At 74.9% G+C, this 26201-nt stretch carries 23 protein-coding genes; 6 read left to right on the forward strand and 17 right to left on the reverse strand.

What is annotated here, in order from left to right:
* Positions 1-190: 190 nt before the first annotated feature.
* Genes AB0K34_RS33800 through AB0K34_RS33825 form a run of 6 tightly spaced genes read right to left on the reverse strand, consistent with a single transcriptional unit; the run spans position 191 to position 6381 of the window.
* Positions 191-1345, reverse strand: a complete 1155-nt coding sequence (locus AB0K34_RS33800) for an acetyl-CoA C-acetyltransferase (protein WP_364553017.1) — start codon at positions 1343-1345, stop codon at positions 191-193.
* Positions 1346-1367: 22 nt separating this feature from the next.
* A complete protein-coding gene (locus AB0K34_RS33805) occupies positions 1368-1985 on the reverse strand; it encodes a TetR/AcrR family transcriptional regulator (protein WP_138641426.1) in 618 nt (205 codons plus the stop codon).
* 7 nt (positions 1986-1992) lie between these two features.
* A complete protein-coding gene (locus AB0K34_RS33810; protein WP_364553018.1) occupies positions 1993-2772 on the reverse strand; it encodes an SDR family oxidoreductase in 780 nt (259 codons plus the stop codon).
* Positions 2769-3950: an acyl-CoA dehydrogenase family protein gene (locus AB0K34_RS33815; protein ID WP_364553019.1), complete on the reverse strand. Its 1182-nt coding sequence runs from the start codon at positions 3948-3950 to the stop codon at positions 2769-2771. The genes AB0K34_RS33810 and AB0K34_RS33815 overlap by 4 nt, the downstream gene beginning before the upstream one ends.
* A 24-nt stretch (positions 3951-3974) precedes the next feature.
* Positions 3975-5219: a glycosyltransferase gene (locus tag AB0K34_RS33820; protein WP_364553021.1), complete on the reverse strand. Its 1245-nt coding sequence runs from the start codon at positions 5217-5219 to the stop codon at positions 3975-3977.
* A complete protein-coding gene (locus AB0K34_RS33825; protein ID WP_364553022.1) occupies positions 5203-6381 on the reverse strand; it encodes a CDP-glycerol glycerophosphotransferase family protein in 1179 nt (392 codons plus the stop codon). The genes AB0K34_RS33820 and AB0K34_RS33825 overlap by 17 nt, the downstream gene beginning before the upstream one ends.
* Here AB0K34_RS33825 and AB0K34_RS33830 point away from each other — a divergent pair.
* On the forward strand, positions 6374-6613 hold the full coding sequence (locus tag AB0K34_RS33830; protein WP_364553024.1) for a hypothetical protein: 240 nt from the start codon (positions 6374-6376) through the stop codon (positions 6611-6613). The two genes, AB0K34_RS33825 and AB0K34_RS33830, sit on opposite strands and share 8 nt — an antisense overlap.
* Before the next feature lie 11 nt (positions 6614-6624).
* The gene (locus tag AB0K34_RS33835; RefSeq protein ID WP_364553025.1) at positions 6625-7452 is read left to right on the forward strand and encodes a glycosyltransferase; all 828 of its coding nucleotides are present in this window, start codon (positions 6625-6627) and stop codon (positions 7450-7452) included.
* A gap of 7 nt (positions 7453-7459) precedes the next feature.
* Here the strand turns inward: AB0K34_RS33835 and AB0K34_RS33840 are convergent, their stop codons facing one another.
* The gene (locus tag AB0K34_RS33840) at positions 7460-8896 is read right to left on the reverse strand and encodes an MFS transporter (RefSeq protein ID WP_138637062.1); all 1437 of its coding nucleotides are present in this window, start codon (positions 8894-8896) and stop codon (positions 7460-7462) included.
* A 109-nt stretch (positions 8897-9005) separates the two neighbouring features.
* Here AB0K34_RS33840 and AB0K34_RS33845 point away from each other — a divergent pair, with 109 nt between their 5' ends.
* The gene (locus tag AB0K34_RS33845) at positions 9006-9908 is read left to right on the forward strand and encodes a helix-turn-helix transcriptional regulator (RefSeq protein ID WP_138637061.1); all 903 of its coding nucleotides are present in this window, start codon (positions 9006-9008) and stop codon (positions 9906-9908) included.
* A 26-nt stretch (positions 9909-9934) separates the two neighbouring features.
* Here the strand turns inward: AB0K34_RS33845 and AB0K34_RS33850 are convergent, their stop codons facing one another.
* The 4 genes from AB0K34_RS33850 to AB0K34_RS33865 all read right to left on the reverse strand — a co-directional run bounded on the left by AB0K34_RS33850 (position 9935) and on the right by AB0K34_RS33865 (position 13397).
* Complete coding sequence (locus AB0K34_RS33850; protein WP_205719281.1) at positions 9935-10279, reverse strand: DUF6343 family protein; 345 nt, start codon at positions 10277-10279, stop codon at positions 9935-9937.
* A gap of 4 nt (positions 10280-10283) precedes the next feature.
* Complete coding sequence (locus AB0K34_RS33855) at positions 10284-10736, reverse strand: YbhB/YbcL family Raf kinase inhibitor-like protein (RefSeq protein WP_138637060.1); 453 nt, start codon at positions 10734-10736, stop codon at positions 10284-10286.
* A gap of 73 nt (positions 10737-10809) precedes the next feature.
* On the reverse strand, positions 10810-11835 hold the full coding sequence (gene mgrA, locus AB0K34_RS33860) for an L-glyceraldehyde 3-phosphate reductase (RefSeq protein WP_364553026.1): 1026 nt from the start codon (positions 11833-11835) through the stop codon (positions 10810-10812).
* Between the two features lie 8 nt (positions 11836-11843).
* The gene (locus AB0K34_RS33865; protein WP_364553027.1) at positions 11844-13397 is read right to left on the reverse strand and encodes an AMP-binding protein; all 1554 of its coding nucleotides are present in this window, start codon (positions 13395-13397) and stop codon (positions 11844-11846) included.
* 153 nt (positions 13398-13550) lie between these two features.
* Here AB0K34_RS33865 and paaZ point away from each other — a divergent pair, with 153 nt between their 5' ends.
* Positions 13551-15608 (forward strand): phenylacetic acid degradation bifunctional protein PaaZ, encoded by a 2058-nt coding sequence (gene paaZ / locus AB0K34_RS33870; RefSeq protein ID WP_364553028.1) that lies wholly within the window; start codon positions 13551-13553, stop codon positions 15606-15608.
* Positions 15609-15752: 144 nt separating this feature from the next.
* The gene (locus AB0K34_RS33875; protein ID WP_138637057.1) at positions 15753-16679 is read left to right on the forward strand and encodes a LysR family transcriptional regulator; all 927 of its coding nucleotides are present in this window, start codon (positions 15753-15755) and stop codon (positions 16677-16679) included.
* On the opposite strand, the gene AB0K34_RS33880 is transcribed toward AB0K34_RS33875, so the two are convergent.
* From AB0K34_RS33880 to AB0K34_RS33890, 3 genes are read right to left on the reverse strand one after another with little or no spacing between them, the layout of a single operon-like run.
* A complete protein-coding gene (locus AB0K34_RS33880) occupies positions 16657-17802 on the reverse strand; it encodes a Glu/Leu/Phe/Val dehydrogenase dimerization domain-containing protein (protein WP_364553029.1) in 1146 nt (381 codons plus the stop codon). The genes AB0K34_RS33875 and AB0K34_RS33880 overlap by 23 nt on opposite strands.
* Positions 17795-18940, reverse strand: a complete 1146-nt coding sequence (locus AB0K34_RS33885) for an FAD-binding oxidoreductase (RefSeq protein ID WP_364553030.1) — start codon at positions 18938-18940, stop codon at positions 17795-17797. The genes AB0K34_RS33880 and AB0K34_RS33885 overlap by 8 nt, the downstream gene beginning before the upstream one ends.
* Positions 18941-18949: 9 nt before the next feature.
* A complete protein-coding gene (locus AB0K34_RS33890) occupies positions 18950-20488 on the reverse strand; it encodes an aldehyde dehydrogenase family protein (RefSeq protein ID WP_364553032.1) in 1539 nt (512 codons plus the stop codon).
* 186 nt (positions 20489-20674) lie between these two features.
* On the opposite strand from AB0K34_RS33890, the gene AB0K34_RS33895 reads away from it, so the two are divergent.
* Positions 20675-22801 (forward strand): thiamine pyrophosphate-dependent enzyme, encoded by a 2127-nt coding sequence (locus AB0K34_RS33895; RefSeq protein WP_138637053.1) that lies wholly within the window; start codon positions 20675-20677, stop codon positions 22799-22801.
* Here AB0K34_RS33895 and AB0K34_RS33900 read toward each other — a convergent pair.
* Genes AB0K34_RS33900 through AB0K34_RS33910 form a run of 3 tightly spaced genes read right to left on the reverse strand, consistent with a single transcriptional unit; the run spans position 22785 to position 26199 of the window.
* Positions 22785-23519, reverse strand: a complete 735-nt coding sequence (locus AB0K34_RS33900; RefSeq protein WP_138637052.1) for an ABC transporter ATP-binding protein — start codon at positions 23517-23519, stop codon at positions 22785-22787. The two genes, AB0K34_RS33895 and AB0K34_RS33900, sit on opposite strands and share 17 nt — an antisense overlap.
* Positions 23516-25303: a branched-chain amino acid ABC transporter ATP-binding protein/permease gene (locus AB0K34_RS33905; RefSeq protein ID WP_138637051.1), complete on the reverse strand. Its 1788-nt coding sequence runs from the start codon at positions 25301-25303 to the stop codon at positions 23516-23518. The genes AB0K34_RS33900 and AB0K34_RS33905 overlap by 4 nt, the downstream gene beginning before the upstream one ends.
* Complete coding sequence (locus AB0K34_RS33910) at positions 25300-26199, reverse strand: branched-chain amino acid ABC transporter permease (RefSeq protein ID WP_138637050.1); 900 nt, start codon at positions 26197-26199, stop codon at positions 25300-25302. The genes AB0K34_RS33905 and AB0K34_RS33910 overlap by 4 nt, the downstream gene beginning before the upstream one ends.
* Positions 26200-26201 lie beyond the last annotated feature (2 nt).

Here is a 26201-nt window from a genome sequence, read left to right on the forward strand (position 1 = left end):
TCTCCCCCCCCCCGGCGCCGCCCGCCCCCCCCCCCCGCGCGGGGGGGGCGGCGCCCGCCGCCGCCCGCCCCGCCCCCGCCCCCCCCGCCCGACCCGCCGGGCGGGAGGCTGTTTCACCGAGACGCGCCAGCGGATCGGTGAAACAGCCTCCCGCCCGTAACGGGGGTTCCAGGGGGTTGCCCCCTGGGAGTCACAACCTCTCGATGATGGTCACGTTCGCCTGGCCGCCGCCCTCGCACATCGTCTGGAGGCCGTAGCGGCCGCCGGTGCGGTCCAGTTCGTGCAGGAGGGTGGTCATGAGGCGGGCGCCGGTGGCGCCGAGGGGGTGGCCGAGGGCGATGGCGCCGCCGTTGGGGTTGACCTTCGCCGGGTCGGCGCCGGTCTCCTTCAGCCAGGCGAGGACGACGGACGCGAACGCCTCGTTGATCTCGACGGCGTCGATGTCGTCCATCGTCATGCCGGTCTTCTTGAAGGCGTAGGCGGTGGCGGGGATCGGCGCGGACAGCATCCGGACGGGGTCCTCGCCGCGCGCGGAGATGTGGTGGATGCGGGCGCGCGGGGTGAGGCCGTGGTCCTTGACGGCCTGCTCGGAGGCGATGAGCAGGGCGGCGGAGCCGTCGGAGATCTGGGACGACACGGCGGCGGTGAGGCGCCCGCCGTCCACGAGGGTCTTCAGGCCGGCCATCTTCTCCAGCGTGGTGTCGCGGCGGGGGCCCTCGTCGGTGGCGACGCCCTCGTAGGGGGCGATCTCGCGTTCGAAGCGGCCCTCATCGATGGCGCGGATGGCGCGCTGGTGCGACTCGTAGGCGAAGCGCTCCATGTCCTCGCGGGACAGGTCCCAGTCGCGGGCGATCATCTCGGCGCCGTGGAACTGGGAGACCTCCTGGTCGCCGTAGCGGCGCGTCCAGCCCTTGGAGCCGGCGAAGGGGCCCTCGGTGAAGCCGAGCGGCGCGGCGGCGGTCATCGCGGACGCGATCGGGATCTGCGACATGTTCTGCACGCCGCCCGCCACGACCAGGTCGGACGTCCCGGACAGGACGGCCTGCGCGGCGAAGTGCACGGCCTGCTGGGACGAGCCGCACTGCCGGTCGACGGTGACGCCGGGGACCTCTTCGGGGAGCCCGGCGGCGAGCCAGCAGGTGCGGGCGATGTCGCCGGCCTGCGGGCCGATGGTGTCGACGCAGCCGAACACGACGTCCTCGACGGCGGCCGGGTCGATCTTCGTCCGGTCCATGAGCGCGGTGAGGACGTGCGCGCCGAGGTCGGCGGGGTGCGCGCCGGCGAGCCCGCCGTTGCGCCGGCCCACCGGGGCCCGGACTGCGTCGACGATGTACGCCTCGGCCATGGTCTTCTCCTTCGTACGGGGGCTAGCTCGCCTGGATGCCTTCGAGGAACATGGCGAGGTACTGCTTGGCGATGTCGTCGGCGGACAGCCGGCCGCCGTGCTGGTACCAGTTCGCCGCGACCCACACGGTGTCGCGGATGAACCGGTAGACGAGGGTGCGGTCGAGGTCGGCGCGGAAGGCGCCCTCCTTGACGCCCCGGTCGAGCAGGGACAGCCACATCTCCTCGAACCGGCGCTGCGAGTCGAGCAGGTAGTGGAACCGCTCGCTGGTCGCGAGGTGCTTGGACTCGTTCTGGTAGAGGACGACGGCGGGCCGGTGCCGGTCTATCGAGCGGAACGACTGCGCGACGATGGCCTCGAGGGTGTCGCGGGCGTTGAGGTCCGCCGCGAGGACCTGCTCGTACCCCGCCCACATCTCGTCCAGGAAGGTGCGGAGGATCTCGTCGGCCATCGACTCCTTGGAGTCGAAGTGGTAGTAGAGGCTGCCGCCGAGGATGCCGGCGGCGTCGGCGACCTTCCGGACGGTGGTGGCGGAGTAGCCCTGGGAGGCGAACACCTCCGCGGCCGTGGCGAGCAGTTCCGCCCGCCGTTCCGCGCGGGCGGCGGCGGTGCCCTCGGCGTCGCGCCGTCGTGGACTCATCTTTTTCCTATGCGTGCTGGGAGGAGACGGAGACGACCTCGCCCGTCATGTAGGACGAGTAGTCGCTGGCCAGAAAGACGATAACGTTGGCCACCTCCCACGGCTCCGCGTAGCGCCCGAACGCCTCGCGCCGCGTCAGCTCGTCCAGCAGTTCCTCCGACGTGACCTTCACCAGGTGCGGGTGCATGGCGAGGGACGGCGACACGGCGTTGATCCGGACGCCGTGGTCGGCGGCCTCCAGCGCGGCGCAGCGGGTGAGGGCCATGACGCCGGCCTTGGCGGCGGCGTAGTGGGACTGGCCCTTCTGCGCCCGCCAGCCGATCACGGAGGCGTTGTTGACGATGACGCCGGAGCCCTGGTCGCGCATGGTGCGCAGGGCGGCGCGGGTGCAGCGCATGGTGCCGTTGAGGGTGATGTCGATGACGCGGTCCCACTGCTCGTCGGCCATGTCGACGAGGTCGGCCGTCCCGCCGAGCCCGGCGTTGTTGACGGCGACGTCGACGCGGCCGTAGCGCTCGACGGCGAGCCTGTACAGCGCCTGGACCTGCTCCTCGGAGGTGACGTCGCAGGGCAGCGCGGCGACGCGGTCGGCGCCGAACTCCTTCTCCAGTTCCTGCGCGGAGGCGGTGAGCCGCCGCTCGTGCGTGTCGGAGATCAGGACGCGGGCGCCCTCCTCCAGGCAGCGGCGGGCGGTGGCGCCGCCGATCCCGGCGCCGGCGGCGGCGGTGATCACGACGGCGCGGTCCTTCAGCAGGCCGTGGCCGGGGACGTAGGGCGGGGGCGTCATCCGCGTGCCTCTCTCGGGAGCCCGAGCACGCGCTCGGCGATGATGTTGCGCTGGATCTCGTTCGACCCGGCGTAGATCGTGTCGGAGCGGGAGAACAGGAACAGCCGCTGCCAGTCGTTGAGGTCGTAGGGCTCACTATTGGCGACAAGCCCGGCGGCGCCGAGGACGTCCATGGCCAACTCGCCGAGCTCGCGGTGCCAGGTGCCCCAGACGAGCTTGGAGATGGACGACTCGGGGCCGGGGGCGCCGGCGGCGACGCCCGCCATGGTCCGCACCGCGTTCAGCCGCATGATCTCCAGGCCCATGTAGGACCGGGTGAGCCGGTCGCGCAGCAGCGGGTCGTCGATGGCGCCGGTGCGGCGGGCGAGGTCGGCGACGCCCTCGAACTCGCGGGCGAACCCGACCTGCTGGCCGAGGGTCGCGACGCCGCGCTCGAACCCGAGCGTGGCCATCGCGATCTTCCAGCCCTCGCCGGGCGCGCCGACGATGTTGCCGGCGTCGGTGCGGGCGCCGTCGAAGAAGACCTCGTTGAACTCGGAGGTGCCGGTGAGCTGGATGATCGGCCGGATGTCGACGCCGTCCTGCCGCATCGGGACGAGCAGGTACGACAGGCCCTTGTGGCGGGACGAGCCCGGCTCGGTGCGGCAGACGACGAAGCACCAGTCGGCTTCGAGGGCGAGCGACGTCCACACCTTCTGGCCGTTGACCGTCCAGTGGTCGCCGGACAGTTCGGCGCGGGTCTGCACGTTGGCGAGGTCGGAGCCGGCGTCGGGCTCGGAGTAGCCCTGGCACCACAGCTCCTCGACCGCCACGATCGGGGGGAGGAACCGGGCGCGCTGCTCGTCGGTGCCGAACGCGATGATCGTGGGGCCGAGCAGGTTCTCGCCGATGTGGTTGACGCGGGCGGGGCCGTCGGCGAGCGCGTACTCCTCGTGGAAGATCACCTGCTGCTCGACGGTGGCGCCGCGGCCGCCGTACTCGCGCGGCCAGCCGACGCACGTCCAGCCGGCCGCGGCCATGTGCCGTTCCCAGGCCAGCCGCTCCTCGAACGCCTCGTGCTCGCGGCCGGGTCCGCCGAGTCCGCGGGCGTGCGCGAACTCGCCCGAGAGGTTCGTCTGGAGCCAGTCGCGGACCTCGGCGCGGAACGCGCGGTCCGCCGGCGACTCGTTCTGCTTCACGCCAGGGACTCTACCAAACAGTTGTTAGAAAGAATCTCTCCCCAGGGCGGGTTCCGCCGCGGCCGCGGCCTCGCGGGCGGGCGCGGGCGCGCGCTCGGGCACGGGCGGCGGCTCCCGGTGCAGCAGGTCGAACAGCCGGTCCCAGCGGGCGAGGACGGCGTCGGGGTGGAAGCGCAGCACCGACGCCCGGGCCGCGGCACCGAGGGCGCGGCGCTCCTCCGGGTCCCCCATGAGGCGGTCCAGCGCGGCGGCGAACGCGGCCGTGTCGCCCGGCTCGACCAGGACGCCGCTCTCCTCCCCGGCCCCGAGCAGCGCGCGGACGCCCGGCGCGCAGTCGAACGCCACCGTCGGCAGCCCGTACGCCATGGCCTCCAGCACCGACATCGGGAAGCCCTCCGCCCGCGACGGCAGCGCGAGCACCGACGCCTCGACCAGCGCCTGCTCGACGTCGGTGACCACCCCCCGGAACTCCACGGAACCCGCCAGCCCGGTGGCGTCCGCCCGCGCCCGCAGTTCCGCCTCCTTGGGGCCGCCGCCGTAGATGTGGAGGCGCCAGTCCGGATGGCGCGCGCGGACCGCCTCCCACGCCTCCAGCATCAGGTCGACGCCCTTCTCATGGGACAGGCGCCCGACGCAGGCGACCACCGGGAGGTCCAGCGTCGGGTGGACGGCCGGCGTCACATGCAGCGGATTCGGGATGTGGTCGACGTTGGTCATGCCGTCCCTGGCCCAGGCGTCGGCGTCCTCGGCCGTCAGCACCAGCATCCGGTCCGCGCCGGCGTAGTGCTCCCTGACCCTCCGGTACCGGGTCGACTTGCGGGTGGCCTCGTACGACTCGTGGCTCATCGCCACGACCCGCAGCCCGGACGTGTCGGCCAGCCGCACCCACTCCATCGCCCACACCTGCGCCACGATCACCACCGCCCCGGGCCCGGCGGCGGCGAACAGCTCCGACAGGCGCCCGGCGCCGCGCCGCTGGGCCGCCGTCCTCCGCAGATCCCGCGCGCGCGCCGCCGGGTTCAGTTTCTGCAGCGTGCTCTTCGGCCGCCACGCCAGCACCGGAGCCCGCCATTCCCGGTGCAGCACCTCGACGGCGTAGGAGCCGTCGCGGTCGTGGTGGTACGGCTCCGCGCCGCGGGTGATCCCCACGAGGGTGACGCGGTCCCCGCGCCCGGCCAGCAGGCGCGCCATGTGGTGCGCCCAGCGCTGCAGCCCGCCCATGTCGTCGGCGTTGTTGCACACGATGAAGACGTCACGCGGTGCGGCCATGGCTGCTCCCCCTGCGGCTCGTGCGTTCACTCCTGCGGCCCGGCCGTGCGGCCGGGAAGTAGCGGTCCGCCACCGTCCGGGCGGCGGTGCCCCGGTCGTGCTCGCCGAAGCGCGCGGCGAACGCGCGGCGCCGGGGGCCGTGGACGGCCTCGGCCGCGTCCAGCCCGGCCAGTGCGGCGACGAGTTCCCGCTCGGTGCGGGTGATCGGCCCGGGCCCTTCCCGGTTCAGGTCGAGGTATCCGGGGGCGAGGTCGCGGCCGTCCGGGAGGTGCAGGACGATCGGCCGGTCCAGCAGCGCGAAGTCGAACATGATCGAGGAGTGGTCGGTGACGAGGGCGTCCGCGAGCAGCAGCAGGAGCGTGGCGTCGGGCACCGCGCCGACGTCCCGCATGACCGCGCGGGCGCCGGGCGGGACGTTGGCCCGGCACAGGTAGTGGGGCCGGACGAGCAGCACGTACTGCTCCCCCAGCTCCCGCGCGAACACCTCGGGGTCGATGGGCGGCTCCAGCAGTCCGCCGGGGCGCCCGTCCGGCCCGGTGGAGAAGGTCGGCGCGTACAGGACGGCGCGGCGCCCGTCGTCCAGGCCGAGGGACGTGCGGAGCGCCGCGACCTCGGAGGCCAGCTCCGGATCGCCGTCCACCCCGTTGACCAGGGGGTCGTTGCGGGGATAGCCGGCCGGGAGCAGCTCGGAGCGCACCCCGAGGCCGGCGCACAGCGTCTCGACGTCGTGCCCGGAGCGCACCAGGAAGCAGTCGTAGCGCTCCACCATCCGCCGCAGCCGGGCCCTCTCGCCGGCGGAGGCCCTCTTCAGGCGGGGCTGGTCGAGGCCCATGGGCTTGACGGCCGAGCCGTGCCAGGTCTGGATATAGGTGGTCTCACGGCGTTTGCGGAGGCCCTCGGGGAAGCCCTGGTTGTCCACCCAGAACTGGGCGCGCGCCAGCGCCAGGAAGTACCGCCACGAGCCCCGGCGGACGAGCACGGCGTCCGTGGGGAACCCCTTCGGGGACGACGCGTACGCCCACACCGCCGTGATCGGCCGCCCCGTCCCGCGCAGCTCCCGGTAGAGGTACTTCGGGTTGTCGGAGTAGTGGCGTCCGAGATGGCTCTCGAAGACCGCCAGGCCGGTCCGGACGGGCAGCCGGCTGAGCACCCGGTTGAACACGGCGATCTTGGTCCGGCGCGCGGTGAGCCGCCGGGCCGCCGCCCGCCGCACCGCCCGGCTGCTGCGCACGCTGCCGCGCGACCGCGTCACCGCCCGGGCGCTCGCCGAGGCCGCCGCCGGGCTCGGCTGGGTGGCCCGCGAGCGCCGGACGCTGCCGCCGGACGTCGAGGACCGGCTGCGCAGCCTGGAGACGTCCCAGCGCGAGTCCACGGCCCGCCGCTACGTGAGCTGAAGGGAGCACCCATGCCCGATGTCACGATCGTGGTGGCGACCCGCGACCGCGCCGCCGAGCTGCGCCGCAGCCTCCGCCACCACACCGCGCCGGTCATCGTGGCCGACAACGCCTCCGCCGACGGCACCGCCGACGTCGCCCGGGAGGCCGGCGCCACCGTCCTGCGGCTGCCCCGCAACCGGGGCGCCGCCGCCCGCAACGCCGGCGCCGAGCGCGCCGGCACCCGCTACGTCGCCTTCGCCGACGACGACTCCTGGTGGGCGCCGGGAGCGCTGGAGCGGGCCGTGGAGATCCTCGACGCGCACCCGCGCACGGCGCTGCTGGCCGCCCGCGTCCTCGTCGGGCCGCAGCAGCGGCTCGAACCGGTCTCCGCGCAGATGGCCGAGGCGCCGCTCGGCCGCCCGGCGGGGCTCCCCGGGCCGGCCGTCCTCGGCTTCCTCGCCTGCTCGGCGGTCGTGCGCCGGGACGCGTTCCTCGACGCCGGCGGCTTCTCCGACGTCCTGCACTTCGCGGGGGAGGAGGAGCTGCTCGCGCTCGACCTCGCCACCGCCGGGTGGGGCCTCGCCTACGTGCCGGAGCTCGTCGTGCACCACCACCCGTCCCGGACGGGCCGCGACCCGGCCGCGCGGCGCCGCCGGGAGGTGCGCAACCGGCTGCTCACCGCGTGGCTGCGCCGCCCGCTCCGCACGGTCGCCGGGACGGCCGCGTCCGCGCTCGCCAGCCGGGACGGGCGGGCCGGCCTCGCCGCCGCCGCCCGCGTGCTGCCCTCCGTCGCCCGCGCCCGCCGCCCCGTGCCGCCCGCCGTCGAGGCCGCCCGGGCGCGGCTCGCCGGGTACTGAGCGGCGGTCAGGCGCGCGCGGCGGCCCGGGCGCGGGCCAGCGACAGCGCGCACACGGCGCCCGCGAGGGTCGCGGCGGCGAGCGCCCACCCGGTGCCGTACTCGGCGTGCCGGGTGGAGCCGCTCGACTCCGCCAGGCCGAGGAACAGCGTGCCGGCCGTGGCGATGCCGATCACCTGCGCCAGCTGCATCAGGGTGAGCAGCAGCCCGCTGGCGTCGGCGGCGTCCTCCGCCGGGACGTGCTGGAGCGCGGTCGTCATGATGATCGGCATCACGCCGAGGCCGAACCCGATGACGACGGTGAGCGCCTCGTAGCCCGCGCCGCCGCCCGCCAGCGGGCCGACGCACAGGTAGCCGGCCGCCGCGACCGCGAACCCGGCCGGGATCACCCGGCGGTGCCAGCGCGCCGGCAGCCGCCGCCAGTTGAGCCCGACGAGCGCGAACGCCGTCACGCACGGGACGAACGCCAGCCCCGACTCCAGCGGCGACATCCGCAGGTCCCCCTGCAGGTGCAGGGTCGTGGTGAACAGGAACGCCGCCCAGCTGCCCGGCCCGAACATGATCGCGACGCAGGCCGGCACGAGCAGCGGCGCGCGCAGCACCCGCGCCGGGATCAGCGGCCGGCCCCCGGCCGCGCCCGTGCGGCGCTCGACCGCGACGAACGCGGCCAGCAGCACCGGGCTCGCGGCCAGCGACGCCCAGCCCCACACCGGCCAGCCCAGCTCGTGGCCCATGATCAGCGGGACGACGAACAGCAGCACGGCGGCGGCGAGGGTCACCAGCCCCGGCAGGTCCAGCCGCCCGCGCGTCCCCGCGCCGGACCGCGCCTCGTCGCGGGGCAGCACGCGCGGCCCGGCGAGCAGCAGCGCCACCCCGATCGGCACGTTGACCAGGAAGACGCCCCGCCAGCCGGTGCCGAACAGGTCGGCGCTGACCAGCAGGCCCCCGGCCGCCTGCCCGACCACGACGCCGCCCGCGATCACGGCGGAGTAGTAGCCGAGCGCGCGGGCCCGCGCGGCGCCGCTGAAGTTCCGCTGGATCATCGACATCACCTGCGGCGTCAGCAGCGCGGCGGTGGCGCCCTGCAGGAACCGGAACGCCACGAGCCACCCGGTGGACGGCGCCAGCCCGCACGCCAGCGACGCGGCCGTGAACCCGGCGAGGCCGAGCTGGAACATGCGGCGGTGGCCGCCGAGCGCGCCGAGCCGCGCCCCGGTGATGAGGAGGACGGCGTAGGAGACGATGAACCCGGCGACGACGAGCTGCAGCCCAGCCCCGGAGGCGTGCAGTTCCGTGCGCATCGTCGGGAGCGCGACGTTGACGATGCTCGCGTCGAGGATCCCCATGAACTGGCCGAGCAGGATGACGGCGAGCAGCGCGCCGCCGGATCCGGTCCGCGACCCCCGTTCGGGAACAACTCCCCGCAGATCGGTTGTCTGTGTCATGTGTGCAAGCGTGGGCCCGTGCCGGTACCGGTAACGAGAGCCTGCCGATACTGGTACTGACAGCACCTGGAACGGGCCGCGCGCCGGAGGCAGTCTGGGGGACGTGACGATGACGAGCACGGAGACGACGGCCCGCGGGCCCGCCGCCCCCGCACGCGGCCGGGCGCGGCCCCGCCGACGCACCGAGCTGGCGGCGTTCCTGCGCAGCCGGCGGGCGCGGATCACGCCGGAGGACGTGGGCATGCCGCCCGGGCCCCGGCGCCGCACCCCCGGCCTGCGCCGCGAGGAGGTCGCGCAGCTCGCCGGGGTCGGCGTGACCTGGTACACGTGGCTGGAGCAGGGCCGCCCCATCAACGCGAGCACGCAGGTGCTGGACGCGGTGGCCCGCACGCTGCGCCTCGACGGCGCCGAGCGCGAGCACCTGTACCGGCTCGCCGACGTCCCCGAGGCCGGGGCGGAGGAGGACGCCGACGCCCTGCCCGAGGACGTCCAGGCGATCCTGGACGCCCTGTCGCCCATGCCCGCCTCGGTCGCCAACGGCCGCTGCGACATCCTCGCCTGGAACGACGCCTACGCGGCGATCTTCCCGGCCGTCGTGACCGCGCGGCCGTGCGAGCGGAACACGATGTGGCTGTCGTTCACGCTGCCGCCGTGCTGCAACCCGGTCGCGAACGTGGCGGAGACGGCGCCCGGGCTCGTCGCGACGTTCCGGCACCGCTACAGCCGCCACCTCGACGAGCCCGGCTGGAAGGAGCTGGTCCGGCGGCTGCAGGGGGTCAGCCCGGAGTTCGCGCGGCTGTGGGCCTCCCACGACGTCGCCCTGGCGCACTCGGCCCTGAAGGTGTTCCGGCACCGCGCCGTCGCCGGGGAGATCAGGACCCGCACCACCGCCATGGAGCTCAGCGCCGCGCCCGGTGCGCGGCTGGTCGCCTACACGCCGACCGACGAGGAGAGCCGGGAGCGGATCGGCTGGCTGCTCGCCCACCCGGAGGCCGCCGAGCACGGGCACTGACCGCGCCGGAGAGGGCCGGGCGCGGGTCAGGACCGGGCGCGCCGGGCGATCACCACGAGGTCGATCGCGGCGATGACGGCGACGGCCGCGCAGATCCCGGCGGCGGCCCAGTCCCCGTCGCCGTCGGCCTGCGCCCCGAGCGCGAACAGGATCGCGGCGGCGACCGCGACGACCAGCGCGATGCCGGACAGGATCGCCCGCAGCCGCAGCGGGCTGCGCGCGTTCAGCGGCTCGCTGCCGCGCGGCTGCTCGTGCGGGTAGGGCCCGTGCGACCCGGGCCCGCGCCATTCGGGGCCGTACGGCTCGTACTCGTCCCGGCCGGGCTCCTCCTCGGGCTCCTCACCGGGGTCCCGCCGATCGGGGGTGCCCACGGCGTCACCGCACGAACGTGCCGACGAGCGTCCCCGCCGCCACGACCTTCTCCTGCAGGGCGTCCCGCAGGTCCTCCGCGGTGAACCCCGCGCGGAGCCCGGACGGCTCCGACAGCCCGTAGAGCCGGAAGAAGTACCGGTGCGGGTCGTCGCCGGCCGGCGGCTTCGGCCCGCCGTACCCGGCGGTGCCGTAGTCGTTGCGGCCGGCGACGGCTCCGGTGGGCCGCTCCCCGGCCTCCAGGCCGGTCGTCACCGGGTCGATCCCGGCGAGCAGCCAGTGCGCGAACGTGCCGGCGGGGGCGTCCGGGTCCTCGCAGGCGAGCGCGAGCTCCACGACCTCCTCGGGGGGCTCCGACCACTCCAGCGGGGGCGAGACGTCCCCCCTGTCGTGCGAGTATTCCGACGGCATGAGCGTGTGGTCGTTGAACGCGGTGCTCCGCAGCATCATCTCTTCCATGGGCTGGTCGTGCCCGGTCCAGGCGCGTCGATGCGCCCGGACCATGATCGCCGGCCCGCCCGGCGGGCGCCGCTCAGTGGGCGCTGGACTGCGCCCAGATGTTGATGCCCGCCTCGACGGCGTCCCGGTCGATCGCGGCCAGCTCGTCCGCGGTGAAGTCGAGCCGGTCCAGGGCGGCGAGGTTCTCCTCCAGCTGCCGGACGCTGCTCGCGCCGATCAGCGCGGAGGTGACCCGCCCGTCCCGCAGCGACCAGGCCAGCGCCAGCTGGGCGAGGGACTGCCCGCGGCCCTTCGCGATCTCGTTCAGCGTCCGGACGTGCCGCAGGTTCTCCTCGCTGAGCAGCCCGGCGTCGAACGAGGTGCCCCGGCTGGCCCGCGACCCCTCCGGGATCCCGTCGAGGTACTTGTCGGTCAGCATGCCCTGCGCGAGCGGCGAGAACGCGATGCAGCCGACGCCCTCGCGGCCGAGCGTGTCGAGCAGCCCGCCCTCGATCCAGCGGTTGAGCATCGAGTAGGACGGCTGGTGGATCAGCAGCGGCGTGCCCATCTCCCGCAGGATCGCGGCGGCCTCGGCCGTGCGCTCGGGGGAGTAGGACGAGATGCCCGCGTACAGCGCCTTCCCGGACCGGACGGCCCGGTCCAGCGCCCCCATCGTCTCCTCCAGCGGCGTCTCCGGGTCGAACCGGTGGCTGTAGAAGATGTCCACGTAGTCGACGCCCATCCGGCGCAGCGACTGGTCGAGGCTCGCGAGCAGGTACTTGCGCGACCCCCACTCGCCGTAGGGGCCGGGCCACATGTCGTAGCCGGCCTTCGTCGAGATGATGATCTCGTCCCGGTACGGCGCGAGGTCCTCGCGCAGGATCCGGCCGAAGTTGGTCTCGGCGGACCCGTACGGCGGCCCGTAGTTGTTCGCCAGGTCGAAGTGCGTCACGCCGAGGTCGAAGGCGCGCCGCAGGATGGCCCGCTGGACGTCCAGGGGGCGGTCGTCGCCGAAGTTGTGCCACAGCCCCAGCGAGATGGCGGGGAGCCGCAGACCGCTGCGCCCGCACCGCCGGTAGGGAATCCGCTCGTATCGTCCGCCGTCGGCCGTATAAGTCATGGTGACGATTATCCCAGGGCCCGCTTGACGACCTTGCCCGCCGGGTTGCGGGGGAGGGCGTCCAGGAACACCACCTCGCGCGGGACCTTGTGGCGGGCGAGGTTCGCGGCGACGTGGGCCCTGAGGTCGTCCTCGGTGAGGCCGCGGGCCACCACGTAGGCGCGCAGCCGCTGCCCGAACTCGGCGTCGGGGACGCCGACGACCGCGGCCTCGTCGACGCCGGGGTGCGCGGCGAGCAGGTCCTCGACCTCGCCCGGGTGGACGTTCTCGCCGCCCGACACGATCACGTCGTCGGCGCGGCCGTCGACGTGCAGCCGGCCGGCGGCGTCGAGGTGCCCGAGGTCGCCGACGGCCATCAGCCCGCCGACCTCCTCCTTGCCGCCGCCCCCGGTGTAGCCGCCGAACCGGGCGGGGGTGTCGACGAAGATCCGGCCGACGGCGCCCGGCGGGACGGGCCGGCCGTCGGCGCCGAGGACCGCGACCCGCGTGCCGGCGGGCGGGCGCCCGACGCAGCCGGGCGCGGCGGCCAGGTCGTCGGGGGTGGCGATCGTGATGCAGGACGCCTCGGTGGAGCCGTAGAAGTTGTAGAGGGACGGCCCGAACGCGGCGAGGACGCGGCCGCCGAGCCCGGCGTCCAGCCGCGCCCCGCCCGTCATGATCACCTTGAGCCGGGACAGGTCGCGGGTCTGCAGGCCGGGCACGGCCAGGAGGCGGCTGAGCATCACCGGCACGGCGACGAACGAGGTGCAGCCGTGCTCCTCCAGGTCGTCCAGCACCTGCTCGGCGTCGAAGCGGCGGCGCAGCACCAGCGTGGACCCGAGCCCCAGCGCGAGGAGGGCCGAGGTGAGGCCGAGCCCGTGGAACAGGGGCGGGCCGACGAACATCGACTCCCCGGCGCGGAACGGCACCTTCGACAGGATCCCGCCGGGCAGCGCCAGCGACCGCGGCTGGGCGCGCGGGGCGCCCTTGGGCCGGCCCGACGTGCCGCTGGTGAGGATGACCATGGAGCCGTGCCGGGACGGGGCGGGCGGCGGCGTCCCGTCCGCGCCGCCGATGAGGTCCTCCATGGCGGACTCGCTGAAGCACGGCAGGTCCAGGCCGTCCACGAGCGGGGCGAACTCGTCGTCGTGCAGCAGGACCGTGACGCCCTCGCGCGCCATCGCGTCGCGGAGCTGCGGGGCGGCGAAGTCGGTGTTGAGGAACAGGACGGACGCGCCCGTCTTCGCCGCGCCCGACATCGCCTCCAGCAGGCCGCGGTGGTTGCGGCACAGGATGCCGACGGTGCTCCCCGGGCCGGTGCCGCGCGCGAGCAGGGCGTTCGCGAGGGCGTTGCAGCGGTGCTCCAGCTCGCCGAAGGTGAGGCTCCCGCGGTCGTCGACCAGCCCGGTCCGGCCGGGGAAGCGGTGCGCGGGCACCGCCGTGGCGGCGCCGAGCGGCCCGTAGGCGCGCATGGCGCGCGCCGTCGCGGCGAGGGCGCGCGGCGGCATCGGGCCGATCATCCCGGCGCGGGCGGCGGCCCGCAGCGCGGTCAGCTCGGCGGTGATCCGGGTGTGCGGCGGCATGCGGGGCAGCGTAGTGAACCGGGGAACAGATCCACAAGAATTGTTCCTCTGATTCACCTCACAACGCCCACGAGTACACAAACGGAACGGCTCTCGGCTGTCATCTCTGCGACGCGTGAACGAGGCTCGTAGGTGGCAAGAAGACTCAGAGATATGGACGAGGAGGTCCCGGTGGTCGTGCTGCGCAGTTATGTGTCGGGTTCATGGCGTGCTCCGGAGGACGAGGGGGCGCCGCTGCACGACGCCGTCACGGGCGAGGAGGTCGCCCGGATCTCGTCGGCGGGCGTCGACATGGGCGCAGCGCTGGAGTACGGGCGGGCGGTCGGCGGCCCGGTGCTGAGGGAGCTGACGTTCCACCAGCGCGCCGCCCTGCTGAAGGCGCTGGCGTCCCATCTTCGCGAGCACCGCGAGGAGCTGTACGGGTTGTCGGCCCGGACGGGCGCCACCTTGAACGACGCGAGGTTCGACGTGGACGGCGGCATCGGCGTCCTGTTCGCCTACGCCAGCCGGGGCAAGCGCGAGCTGCCGAACGACAAGGTGCTGATCGAGGGCGACGTCGAACCGCTCGGCAAGGGCGGCACGTTCGTCGGCCAGCACCTGTGCACCCCGTCGCGCGGCGTCGCGGTGCAGATCAACGCCTTCAACTTCCCGGTGTGGGGGCCGCTGGAGAAGCTCGCGCCCGCGTTCCTCGCCGGGGTGCCGAGCCTGGTCAAGCCGGCGAGCCAGACCGCCTACCTGACCGCCCGGCTGATCGAGCTGGTCGTGGAGTCCGGCATCCTGCCGGAGGGCGCGGTGCAGCTGGTCTGCGGCGCCCCGCGCGACCTCCTCGACCACCTCACCGAGCAGGACCTCGTCGCGTTCACCGGATCGGCGGCCACCGCGCGGCTGCTGCGCACCCACCCCGCGATCGTCGGCAACTCGGTGCGGTTCACCGCCGAGGCCGACTCGCTGAACTGCTCGATCCTCGGACCGGACGCGGCGCCCGGCACCCGCGAGTTCGACCTGTTCGCCGACCAGCTCGTCACCGAGATGACGGTGAAGGCGGGCCAGAAGTGCACGGCCATCCGGCGCGCGCTCGTCCCCGCCGCGCTCATCGACGACGTGGCCGAGGCCGTCCGCGACCGGCTCGCGAAGGTCACGGTCGGGAACCCGGCCGACCCGGACGTGCGGATGGGCGCCCTCGCCACCCTCGACCAGCGCGAGGAGGTGCGGCGGTCCCTGAAGGCCCTCATGGACGCCGGCCGCACCGTCTTCGGCGACCCGGAGCACGTCGACGTCGTCGGCGCCGACGCCGAGCGCGGCGCGTTCCTGTCCCCGGTGCTGCTGCGCGCCGACGACACCGGCCGCGCCGAGCCGCACGAGGTGGAGGCGTTCGGGCCGGTCAGCACCCTGCTGCCGTACGAGGGCGCCGAGGCGGCGGTCGAGCTGGCGGCGCGCGGCCGCGGCAGCCTCGCCGGGTCGGTGGTCACCGCCGACGCGGAGTTCGCCCGGGACGTCGTCCTCGGCCTCGCGCCCTGGCACGGGCGGCTGCTCGTGCTGAACGCCGAGGACGCGAAGGAGTCCACCGGGCACGGGTCGCCGCTGCCGCCGCTCGTCCACGGCGGCCCCGGCCGCGCCGGGGGCGGCGAGGAGCTGGGCGGGATCCGCGGGGTCGTGCACCACATGCGGCGCACCGCGCTCCAGTCCGGCCCGGCGATGCTCACCTCGATCACCGGGCGCTGGGTCCCCGGCACCGACCGCACCGTCACCGACGAGCACCCGTTCCGCAAGTACCTGGAGGACCTGCGCGTCGGCGACACCGCCGTCGGCGGCCCCCGCACCGTCACCCTCGACGACGTCGAGCACTTCGCCGAGTTCACCGGCGACACCTTCTACGCCCACACCGACGAGGAGGCCGCGAAGGCCAACCCGTTCTTCGGCGGCCGGGTCGCGCACGGGTACCTCGTCGTGTCGTTCGCGGCCGGGCTGTTCGTGGAGCCGGCGCCGGGCCCCGTCCTCGCCAACTACGGCCTGGAGCGGCTGCGCTTCCTCACCCCCGTCAAGCCGGGCGACGAGCTGACCGTCACCCTCACCGCCAAGCAGATCAGCCCGCGCGAGGGCGCCGAGTACGGCGAGGTCCGCTGGGACACCGACGTCACCAACCAGGAGGGCGCCTCGGTCGCCAAGTACGACGTGCTCACGCTGGTCGCCAAGAGGCCCAAACACGACTGACCGGCGCCTGGAACGGAGCGCCGGCGGAGCGGAAGGCGGCGGTCGGTCACCATCGGGGGTCTGGGGGCCGCCCCCCAGGGGGATAACACGGTCGGGAGGAGTCGGCGGGGGCGACGCTCACACGGAGCTGAACGGGGTGCGCCCATGATCAGTCCCCTGCACATCCAGACGGTGCGCGAGGTCGTCCGCACCGGGTCCTTCGCGGACGCCGCCCGCAACCTCGGCTACACCGCGTCCGCCGTGTCCCAGCAGGTCGCCGCGCTGGAGCGGGCCTGCGGCCTGGTGCTGTTCGAGCGCCGGGCCCGCAGCGTCCGGCCGACCAGCGCGGCGTTCCTGCTGGTCAGCAAGGGCAACGACGTCCTGTCGGCGCTCGCCACGCTGGAGCGGGAGCTGCGCACCGTCGCCAGCGGCGAGCGCGGCGCGCTGCAGCTCGGCAGCTTCCCGACCGCCAGCGCCCGCATCCTGCCGCGGGTGCTGGCGGAGCTGTCCCGGGTCCGGCCCGGCATCGAGATCACCCTGTCGGAGGGCGAACCGGACGAGCTGCTGCCCGAACTGCTCGACGGCGACCTCGACCTCCAGCTCGTCTACCGGTACGACCTGCTCCCGCGCACCTGGCCCGACCAGGTCGTGGAGACGCCGGTGATGGACGAGAACCTCGTGCTGTGCATGCCCGGCGACCACCCCCTCGCCGGCGGCCGGACCGTCCGGCTGCGGGACCTGCGGTCGGAGACGTGGATCGCGAGCCGCCCGGACAGCTTCGGCGCGCGGGCGCTGCTGCGGCTGTGCGGCACCGCCGGGTTCACGCCCAACATCGCCTTCCGCAGCAACGACTACGCGGTGGTGTGCGGGCTCGTCGGCTGCGGCCTCGGCATCGCGCTCGTCCCGGCGCTCGGCTGCGTGCCCGCGCCGGGGCTGCGGATGCTGCGCCTCAGCCGCCGCGCCCCGCGCCGGCACGTGACGGTGCTGCGCCGCTCCAGCAACACCAACCCGCTGGTCAAGGACGCCATGCGCGGCCTCACCGAGGTCGCCCGCTCCGTCGAGGCGGAGATCAGCGGGGCCACCGGCCCTTGAGCTCCATCGCGGCCCGGACCCGCTCCTGCGCGAGCGCGACCGCCGCCTCGTGCGTGGTCGTGCCGTGCGCGTGCGCGGCGGCGAGCACCGTCGCGGTGTTCTCCCGCATCTTCGCCGAGACCGCCGCGAACACCGCGCCGGGGTCGGGGCGGAACGCGGAGTACCGGGCGTCCATCGCGAACCCGGCCGCGACGACCCCGCCCGCGTTCGCCACGAAGTCGGGCACGACGGTGATCCCGCGCGCGGCGAGGACCCGCTGCGCGGCCGGGCCGGTGGGCAGGTTCGCGCCCTCCACCACGATCTTCGCCCGGACGTCCGCGGCGGTGCGCGCGTCGATGACGTCCTGCAGCGCGGCCGGGACGAGGACGTCGGCGGGGAGGCGGAGCTCGGCGCCGACGTCCAGGAGCCGCCCGCCGCCGTACTCCTTCACCGCCGCGTCGCCCGCCTCCGCCCGCAGGGCCAGGAGCCGGCCGACGTCGAGGCCGTCGGGGTCGTGCAGGGCGCCGTGCACCGTCGAGACCGCGACGACGGCCGCGCCCAGCTCGTCCAGCCGCTTGGCCACCGCGTGCCCGACGGCGCCGAAGCCCTGCACCACGGCGCGGGCGCCGCGCAGCGGCGTCCCGGCGTGCCGGGCGGCGGCGTCGGCGGCCTCCGCGACCCCGAACCCGGTGACGCCGAGCTCGTCGTAGGGCATCCCGCCGAGGGCGTGCGGGGTGCCGACCGCCGCGCCCCGGTCGCCCAGCTCGTCCTGGACGACCGCCGCGTCCCGCTCGGTGAGCCCCATGTCGAGCCCCGCCACGTACCGGCTCGGGATCTCCCGCGCCAGCGCGCGGACGAACGACCGCAGCACCGCCTCCCGGTCGGGCGCCGCCGGGTCGGCCATGATCCCGGCCTTCGCGCCGCCGAAGAACAGGTCGGCGCCCGCCCACTTGTAGGTCATGACGCGCGCCAGCCGCGCCACCTCGGCGACCGTCACCGCCGGGCTCATCCGCATGCCGCCCTTGCCCATCCCGCGGGCAGTGTTGTCGATGACGAGGACGCCCCGCATCCCGGTGCGGGTGTCGGACACGCACACGACGCGTTCGGGGCCCCATTCGTCCATCAGCGCGAGCACGTCAGACACGGTTGGCCTCCGGGCGGAGGGCGTCGCCGGCGAACCGCGCGGCGTGCAGGGGGGAGACGTCGGTGAAGGGCGCGCGGCCGAGGTACAGGTCGCGGACGACCTCGCCGACCGCCGGCCCCTGGAGGAACCCGTGGCCGGAGAAGCCCGTCGCGTACAGGAACCGGGACACGTGCTCGTCCTCGCCGATGAGCGCGTTGTGGTCGGGGGTGACCTCGTAGAGGCCCGCCCAGCCGCCGGTCAGCCCGACGTCGAGGAGCCGGGGCGCGCGGGCGCCGATCGCCGCGGTGAGCCGGGGCAGCCACGCGTCGGAGCGGCCGAGCCGGAACCCCGGCGTCTCCTCCGGGTCCGACATCCCGAGCATCAGCCCCGCGCCCTCGGCGTGGAAGTAGAACGAGGTGGCGAAGTCGATCGTCATCGGCACCGGGCGCGGCAGGCCGGGCATCGGCTCGGTGAACACGATCTGCCGCCGCAGCGGCTCCACCGGCAGCGCGACGCCCGCCATCGCGCCGACCGCCGCCGACCAGGGCCCGGCCGCGCAGACGACCGCGGACGTCGCGATGCGGCCCCGCGACGTCTCGACCGCCGTGACCTCGCCGCCGTCCGCCTCGATGCCGAGGACCTCGCAGTGCGTGCGGATCGCCGCGCCGTGCCGCCGCGCGCCGGTCGCGTAGCCGAGCACGACCGACTCGGGCGTGCAGTGCCCGTCGTCGGGGGAGAACGCGGCGGCCAGCAGCCCGTCCGCGCTGATCAGCGGGGACAGCCGGCGGGCCTCCGCGACCGAGATCATGCGGCTGGGCACGCCCAGCTCGTTCTGGAGGGCGACGCCGCGCTCGAACGACGCGACGTCCTCCGGCCGCGACAGCAGGAACAGGTACCCGACCCGGTGCAGGTCGATCTCCTGGCCGGGGCGTTCGCCGAACCGGGCGAACGCCTCCAGGCTGCGCGCGCCGAGCCGGACGTTGACCTCGTCGGAGAACTGCGCCCGCACCCCGCCCGCCGCCTTGCACGTCGAACCGGAGCCCAGCTCGTCCCGCTCCACGAGCACCACGCCCCGCACGCCCGCCTCGGCGAGGTGGAACGCGATGCTCGTGCCCATCACGCCGCCGCCGATGACGACGACCTCCGCTTCGGTCTCCACGCGCCGCCCCTAGAGCCGGAACCCGAGGTCGGGCTCGATCTCCACGACGTCCATCTGCGCCTTCTGCAGCCGTCCCGAGTAGTCCCAGTTCATCGACTGCCAGCGGGTGAACTGGTCCAGCACCCAGGCGCCCGACTGGCGGCTGCCGTTGCCCGAGCGCCCGTTCCCGCCGAACGGCAGGTGCGCCTCCGCGCCGGACGTGGAGTTGTTGACGCTCACCATCCCCGCCGAGATCCGCCGCCGGAACGCGAACACCTTCGCCGGGTCGGTCGTGTAGACGGACGCGGACAGGCCGTAGCCGGGCGCGTTCGCCAGCTCGATCGCCTCGTCGAGCGTGCGGTAGGACGCCACGCCGACGATCGGGCCGAAGGTCTCGTTCATGAACAGCTCGTCGCCGGGGCCGACCCCGTCCGCCACCACCGGGTGGTAGTACAGGCCCGCGGCGGCGTCACCGGTGAAGCCCGCGCGCGGGTTCGCCGCCGTGATCCGCCCGGTGCCGGTCGAGCCGTACAGGGTGTGGCCAGGCCCGATCCAGCCGAGGGTCTTCTCGAACCCGTCGGCGAACCGCTCGCTGATCAGCGGGCCGTACAGCACGTCGCCCGCCGGGTCGCCGACGGTCGCGGCCCGCACCGCCGCGTCCAGCAGCCGGACGAACTCGCCGTGCACCGACTCGTGGACGATCGCCGTGCCGAGGGACGTGCACCGCTGCCCCGCCGTCCCGAACCCGGAGAACAGCGCGCCCTCGACGGCGAGCGGGAGGTCCGCGTCCTCGGTGACGACCATCGGGTTCTTGCCGCCGAGCTCCAGGCACGGCGTCTGGAGGTGGCGCCCGCACAGCTCCCCGATCCGCGACCCGACCTCCGTGGAGCCGGTGAAGCCGACCTTGCCGACGAGCCCCTCGCCCAGCGCCTGCTCCAGCCCGGCGAACGTCTCGGGGCCGTCGGCGTACACGACGTTGAGCACGCCGTCCGGGAGCCCGGCGTGCGCGAGCAGCGCGGAGAACGCCTCGGCGCACGCCGCCGCGTACTCCGCGGGCTTCCATACGACCGTGTTCCCGCAGAGCAGCGCCGGGACGATGTACCAGGACGGCACCGCGACCGGGAAGTTCCCGGCCGTCACGACGGCGACGACGCCGACCGGGTCGCGGAACGTGAACAGCTGCTTGTCCGGCATCTCCGACGGGACGGTCTGCCCGTACAGCCGCCGCCCCTCGCCGAGGAAGAACGCGCAGGTGTCGGCGATCTCCTGGACCTCGCCGAGGGCCTCGGCGTACGGCTTGCCGACCTCGCGGACGACGACGCGGGCCAGCGCCGCCTTGTTGGCCTCGACCAGCCGGCCGAGCGCGGCGACGGCCTGCCCGCGGACGGGCGGCGGCACGTCCCGCCAGGCGTCCTGCGCGGCGCGGGCGGCGCGGCAGGCGCGGACGAGGTCGGCCGCGTCCGCCAGGGACACCTCGGCGACCGTCTCGGACGTGCGGGACGGGTCGGTGGAGCGGTACACGCGCGGGCCCGCCGGGATCCGGGCGCCGCCGATGACGGAGGAGAGCACGGTCCCAGCGTGAACGGGCCGCCGCGCCGCGCCAAGATCGGGCAGAGCGCGGCTTCCTTACCGCGAGGCCAAGCCCGGCTGAGCCTCTCGCCGGGCGGGCGCGGTAAGCGATCCTTGGCCAAGTCCCAACCGGTTCGCGGGCTCGCGGGCCTGGGCTCGCGGGCCGTCCGGGCCGATGCTCGACGCATGCCCGAACCCGCCGACGCGCACTTCCTGGAGGCGGCCGCGTCCCTGGCGCCGTCCGGGGCGCCCGCCGCGCCCGGCCCGCTGAGCGGTGCCCGGTGCCTGGAGCTGTTCGACGCCCAGCTCGGCAGCCGCCACCTGGACCTGGCGGCCCGGTGGCTCCAGGCGCGGGGCAGCGGCTTCTACACGATCGGCTCGTCCGGGCACGAGGGCAACGCCGCCGTCGCCGCCGCGCTGCGCCCCGGCGACCCGGCGCTGCTGCACTACCGGTCCGGTGCGTTCTTCCTGGAGCGGGCACGCCAGGTCCCCGGCCAGACTCCGCTCTGGGACGTGCTCCTCGGCGTGGTCGCCGCCGCCGAGGAGCCCATCGCCAGCGGACGGCACAAGGTGTTCGGCAGCCGCCCGCTGAACGTCATCCCGCAGACGTCCACGATCGCCTCGCACCTCCCGCGCGCGCTCGGCCTGGCGTTCGCGGTCGAACGCGCCGCGCGCCTCGGCCTCGGGACGCCGTGGCCGCGCGACGCCGTCGTCGTGTGCAGCTTCGGGGACGCGTCCGCCAACCACTCCACCGCCGCGGGCGCCGTCAACGCGGCCGTGAACTGCGCGTTCCAGGGGCTGCCGCTGCCGCTCCTCCTCGTCTGCGAGGACAACGGCCTCGGCATCAGCGTCCGCACGGCTCCCGGCTGGATCCACGCCGCCTACGGCTCGCGCCCCGGCCTCGCCTACTTCCACGCCGACGGCTGCGACCTCGCCGACGCCTTCGCCGTCTCCGCCGAGGCCGCCGCGTACGTGCGCGAGCACCGCCGTCCGGCGTTCCTGCACCTGCGCACCGTCCGGCTGATGGGCCACGCCGGCTCCGACGTCGAGTCGTCCTACCGGACGCCCGCCGAACTGGCCGCCGACCTCGACCGCGACCCCCTCCTGGCGACCGCGCGGCTCCTCGTCGACCTGGGAGCGGCGACGCCCGCCGGGATCATCGACCTTTACGAGGCCAAGCGCGCCGAGGTCATGGCCTTGGCGGAGAAGGCCGCCGACGCGCCCCGCCTCTCGTCCGCCGCCGAAGTGATGGCACCGCTCCGAACCGCTGGTCCCTCCCAGAGCGAGCGGCCCCCCGCAGGGGAGCCGGTGACGGTGGCGCAGGCGATCAACCGGACGCTCGCCGCGCTGCTGGATGAGCGGCCGGGCCTGGTCGTCTTCGGCGAGGACGTCGCGCGCAAAGGCGGCGTCTACGGCGTCACGCGCGGGCTCATGAAGCGGGCGGGAGCGGCCCGGGTGTTCGACACGATCCTCGACGAGCAGTCGGTCCTCGGCCTCGCGCTCGGCTTCGGACTCGCCGGGATGCTGCCGGTCCCGGAGATCCAGTACCTCGCGTACCTGCACAACGCCGCCGACCAGCTCCGCGGCGAGGCGGCGACGCTGCCGTTCTTCTCGTCCGGGCGGTACCGCAACCCGATGGTCGTGCGGATCGCCGGCTACGCCTACCAGAAGGGGTTCGGCGGCCACTTCCACAACGACAACGCGGTCGCCGCGCTCCGCGACGTCCCCGGCCTCGTGATCGCCTCGCCCGCCCGGCCCGACGACGCCGCCGGGATGCTGCGCGCCTGCGCGGACGCCGCCGAGCGGGACGGCCGGGTGTGCGCCGTGCTGGAGCCGATCGCGCTCTACCACGTCCGCGACCTGCACGAGGACGGCGACGGCGGCTGGCTCGCCCCCGCCGGCGGGACGGTCCCGCTCGGCCGCGCCCGCACCTACGGGGACGGCCGCGACCTCACCATCGCCACGTTCGCCAACGGCGTCCGGATGAGCCTGAGGGCCGCGCGGCGCCTCGCGGCCCGGGGCGTGGCGTGCCGGGTGCTCGACCTGCGGTGGCTGGCCCCGCTGCCCGTCGCGGACCTGCTCCGCGAGGCGCGCGCCACCGGAGCCGTCCTGGTCGCGGACGAGACGCGCCGCACCGGCGGCGTCTCCGAGGGCGTCCTCGCGGCGCTCGCCGACGCCGGGTTCGAGGGGCGCGCGGCCAGGGTCGCGAGCGAGGACAGCTTCATCCCGCTGGGCGGCGCCGCGGCCCATGTCCTGCTGTCGGAGCAGGCGATCGAGGACGCGGCCGAGGCCCTCGTCAGGTCGGCTCGATGACCGGGTCGCCGCCGAGGTAGGCGGCCTTCACCCGGTCGTCCCGCGCCAGCGTCGAGGCCGGGCCGTCGAGCACGATCCGGCCGGTCTCCAGGACGTAGGCGCGGTCGGCGAGCCGCAGCGTCTGGTGCGCGTTCTGCTCCACGATCAGGATCGTGGTGCCCTGGTCGCGGATGTCCCGGACGACCCGCAGCACCTGCTGCGCCGTCTGCGGCGCCAGCCCCATCGTCGGCTCGTCCAGCGCCAGCAGCCGGGGCCGCAGCATCAGCGCCCGGCCGATCGCGAGCATCTGCTGCTCGCCGCCCGACAGCAGCCCGGCGAGCTGCCCGCGCCGCTCGCCGAGGCGCGGGAACATCGCGTACACCTCCTCGCGGCGGGCCGCGACCGCCGCCCGGTCACGGCGCCGCAGGTAGCCGCCGAGCAGCAGGTTCTCCGCGACGTTCAGCGCCGGGAACACCCGCCGGCCCTCCGGGACGTGCCCGAGCCCGGCCGCGACGATCCGGTGCGCGGCGAGCCTGGTGACGTCCCGCCCGCCGAACTCGACGCGCCCCGACCGGGCCCGGTGCAGGCCCGTGACCGTCCGCAGCGCGGTGGTCTTCCCGGCGCCGTTGCTGCCGAGCAGCGCGACGATCTCGCCCTCGCCGACCTCGAACGAGACGCCCGCCAGCGCCTCCACCGCCCCGTACCGGCTGTGCAGGCCGCTCACCCGCAGGAGCGTCATCGCAGCACCTCCGTGACGAGGTCGGTCTCCGGGTCGTCCGGGACGCCGAGGTAGGCGGCGATGACCCGGGGGTCCGCGCGGATCTCGGCGGGCGGTCCGGCGGCGATGGCCCGGCCGTGCTCCAGCACCGTCACCCGGTCGGAGATCGACATGACCAGCGCGACGTCGTGCTCGATCAGCACCACCGCCGTGCCAAGGGCGCCGATGCGGGCGATCAGCTCCATCAGCGCCCGCTTCTCGGTCGGGTTCGCGCCCGCCGCGGGCTCGTCCAGCAGCAGGACGCGGGGCTCGGCGGCGAGGGCCCGCGCGATCTCCAGCCGGCGCCGGCCGCCGTAGGGGAGCCCGCCCGCCGGGCGGTCGGCGACGTCCAGCAGGCCGGTGAAGTCCAGGCAGCGCCGCACCGCCTCCAGGTCGGCGCGCGACGGCGGGCGCAGCAGGCCGCGGTCGCGGGCGAACCGGCCGATGAGGACGTTCTCCGCGACCGTCATCTCCTCGAACAGCCGGATGCTCTGGAACGTGCGGGCGAGCCCGGCGGCGGCGACCCGGTGCGGGGCCAGGCCCCGCACGCTCCGCCCGGCCAGCACCACGGACCCGGCGGACGGCCGGATCATCCCGGTGATGCAGTTGAACGCCGTCGTCTTGCCCGCGCCGTTCGGGCCGATCACGCTCACCACCTGCCCGGCGTCCGCGCGGAGCGCGAGCCCCTCCACCGCCGTGACGCCGCCGAACGCCCGGGTCAGGCCGTCCACCTCCAGCAGCGTCCCGGCGGCGGACGGCGCCTCCGGCGCCGGGCCCGCCTCCGCCGGGAGCCGGAGCCGGCGCGGCCGGTACGGCCACACGCCCTGCGGGCGCAGGATCACGATCACGATGAGCAGCAGCGCGAAGAACAGCCCCCGGTACTCCTGGACGGTCCGCAGCACCTCCGGCAGCGCGACGATCACGACCGCGCCGACCATGACGCCGGGCCGGCTGCCCATCCCGCCGATGATCACCACGAGCAGGATCATCAGCGAGGTGAGGAACGTGAAGCTGGACGGGTCCACGGTGCCGAGCTGCGCGGCGTTCAGCGGGCCCGCCACGGCCCCGGTCATGGCGCCGAGCACGTAGGCGAGCAGCTTCACCCGCCGGGCCGGGACGCCGACCGCCTCGGCGGCGGTGTCGTCGGCCCGGATCGCCCGCCACGCGAACGCCAGCCGCGTCCGCGCCAGCAGCGCCGTCGCGGCCAGCACCACGGCGAAGAACGCGAGGGCCAGGTGGAAGAAGTCCTGCGGCAGGACGATCTCCCGGCCGCCGACCGCCACCGGCGGGATGCCGGTCAGCCCGTTCGGGCCGCCGGTGACCTCCAGGTTCACCACGGTGATCCGGATGATCTCGCCGAAGCCGAGCGTGACGATCGCGAGGTAGTCGCTGCGCAGCCGCAGCGTCGGATACCCGATCACCACGCCGGCGACCGCGGCGGCGGCGATCGCGGCGGGCAGCGTCAGCCAGAAGTCCCATTCGAGCTTCAGCATCAGCAGCCCGGCCGTGTAGGCGCCGATCGCGAAGAACGCCGCGAACCCGAGGTCGAGCAGCCCCGCGTACCCGACGACGATGTTGATCCCGAGGCCGAGGATCGCGTAGATGAGGATCGTGCCGGCGACGGTCAGCGCGTAGTCGTCCAGGACCTGCCCGGCGGCGAGCGCCAGCACGATCAGCAGCGGCCAGCCGCCGTACCGTGCCCAACCGCCGTGCCGTGCCCAGCCGCCGTGCCGGGCCGCCGCCTCCGCGCCCGCGCGCCGCCTCATGCGCGCTCCACGACGCGCTCGCCGAACAGGCCGGTCGGTCTCAGCGCCAGCACCGCGATGAGCAGGCCGAAGATGATGACGTCCGTCCAGCGGGACGAGACGTACCCGGCGGAGAACGACTGGACGAGCCCGATCGCCACGCCCGCGACCATCGTCCCCGGCAGGTTCCCGATGCCGCCGAGCACGGCGGCGGTGAACGCGCGCAGCCCGATGAGGAACCCCATCCCGAAGCTGATCTGCACGTAGTAGAGCCCGTACATGACGCCCGCCGCGCCGGCGAGCAGCGAGCCGACGAAGAACGTGGCGAGGATCAGCCGCTCGACGTTGACGCCCTGGAGCCGGGCGGCGTCGCGGTCCATCGCGAGGGCGCGCATCGCCGTCCCGGTCACGGTCCGCGTGACGAACATCCACAGCGCCGCCATCAGCACGACCGACAGCACGACGAGGGCGAGTTGGCCGTAGGTGACGCGGACGGCGCCGCTGAGGATCTGCCCGCCGTCCAGCGCGTTCGGGTAGGACTTGAACCGGGCGTGGGTCAGCACCTTGACGCCCTCCTCCAGCGCCAGCGACACCCCGATCGCGGAGATCAGCAGCGCCAGCCGCGGCGACGACAGCAGCGGGACGTAGGCGGCCCTGGCGATCCCGGTGCCGACGACGCCGGTGGTCAGCGCGCCGACCGCGACGGCGGCGAGGACGGCGGGCAGCGCCATCCCGCCGGTCACCCCGAGCGTGGTCAGCGTCCCGAACCCGGCGAACGCGCCGATCATGAACACGTCGCCGTGCGCGAAGTTGATCAGCCGGACCACCCCGTAGATCATCGAGTAGCCGAGCGCGATCAGCGCGAGGAACGCCCCGATCGTCAGCCCGTTCACCAGGTACTGGACGAACTCGCTCATGG

Origin of the sequence: Actinomadura sp. NPDC049382, from assembly GCF_040677125.1 — a bacterium.
Lineage (GTDB): Bacteria > Actinomycetota > Actinomycetes > Streptosporangiales > Streptosporangiaceae > Spirillospora > Spirillospora geliboluensis.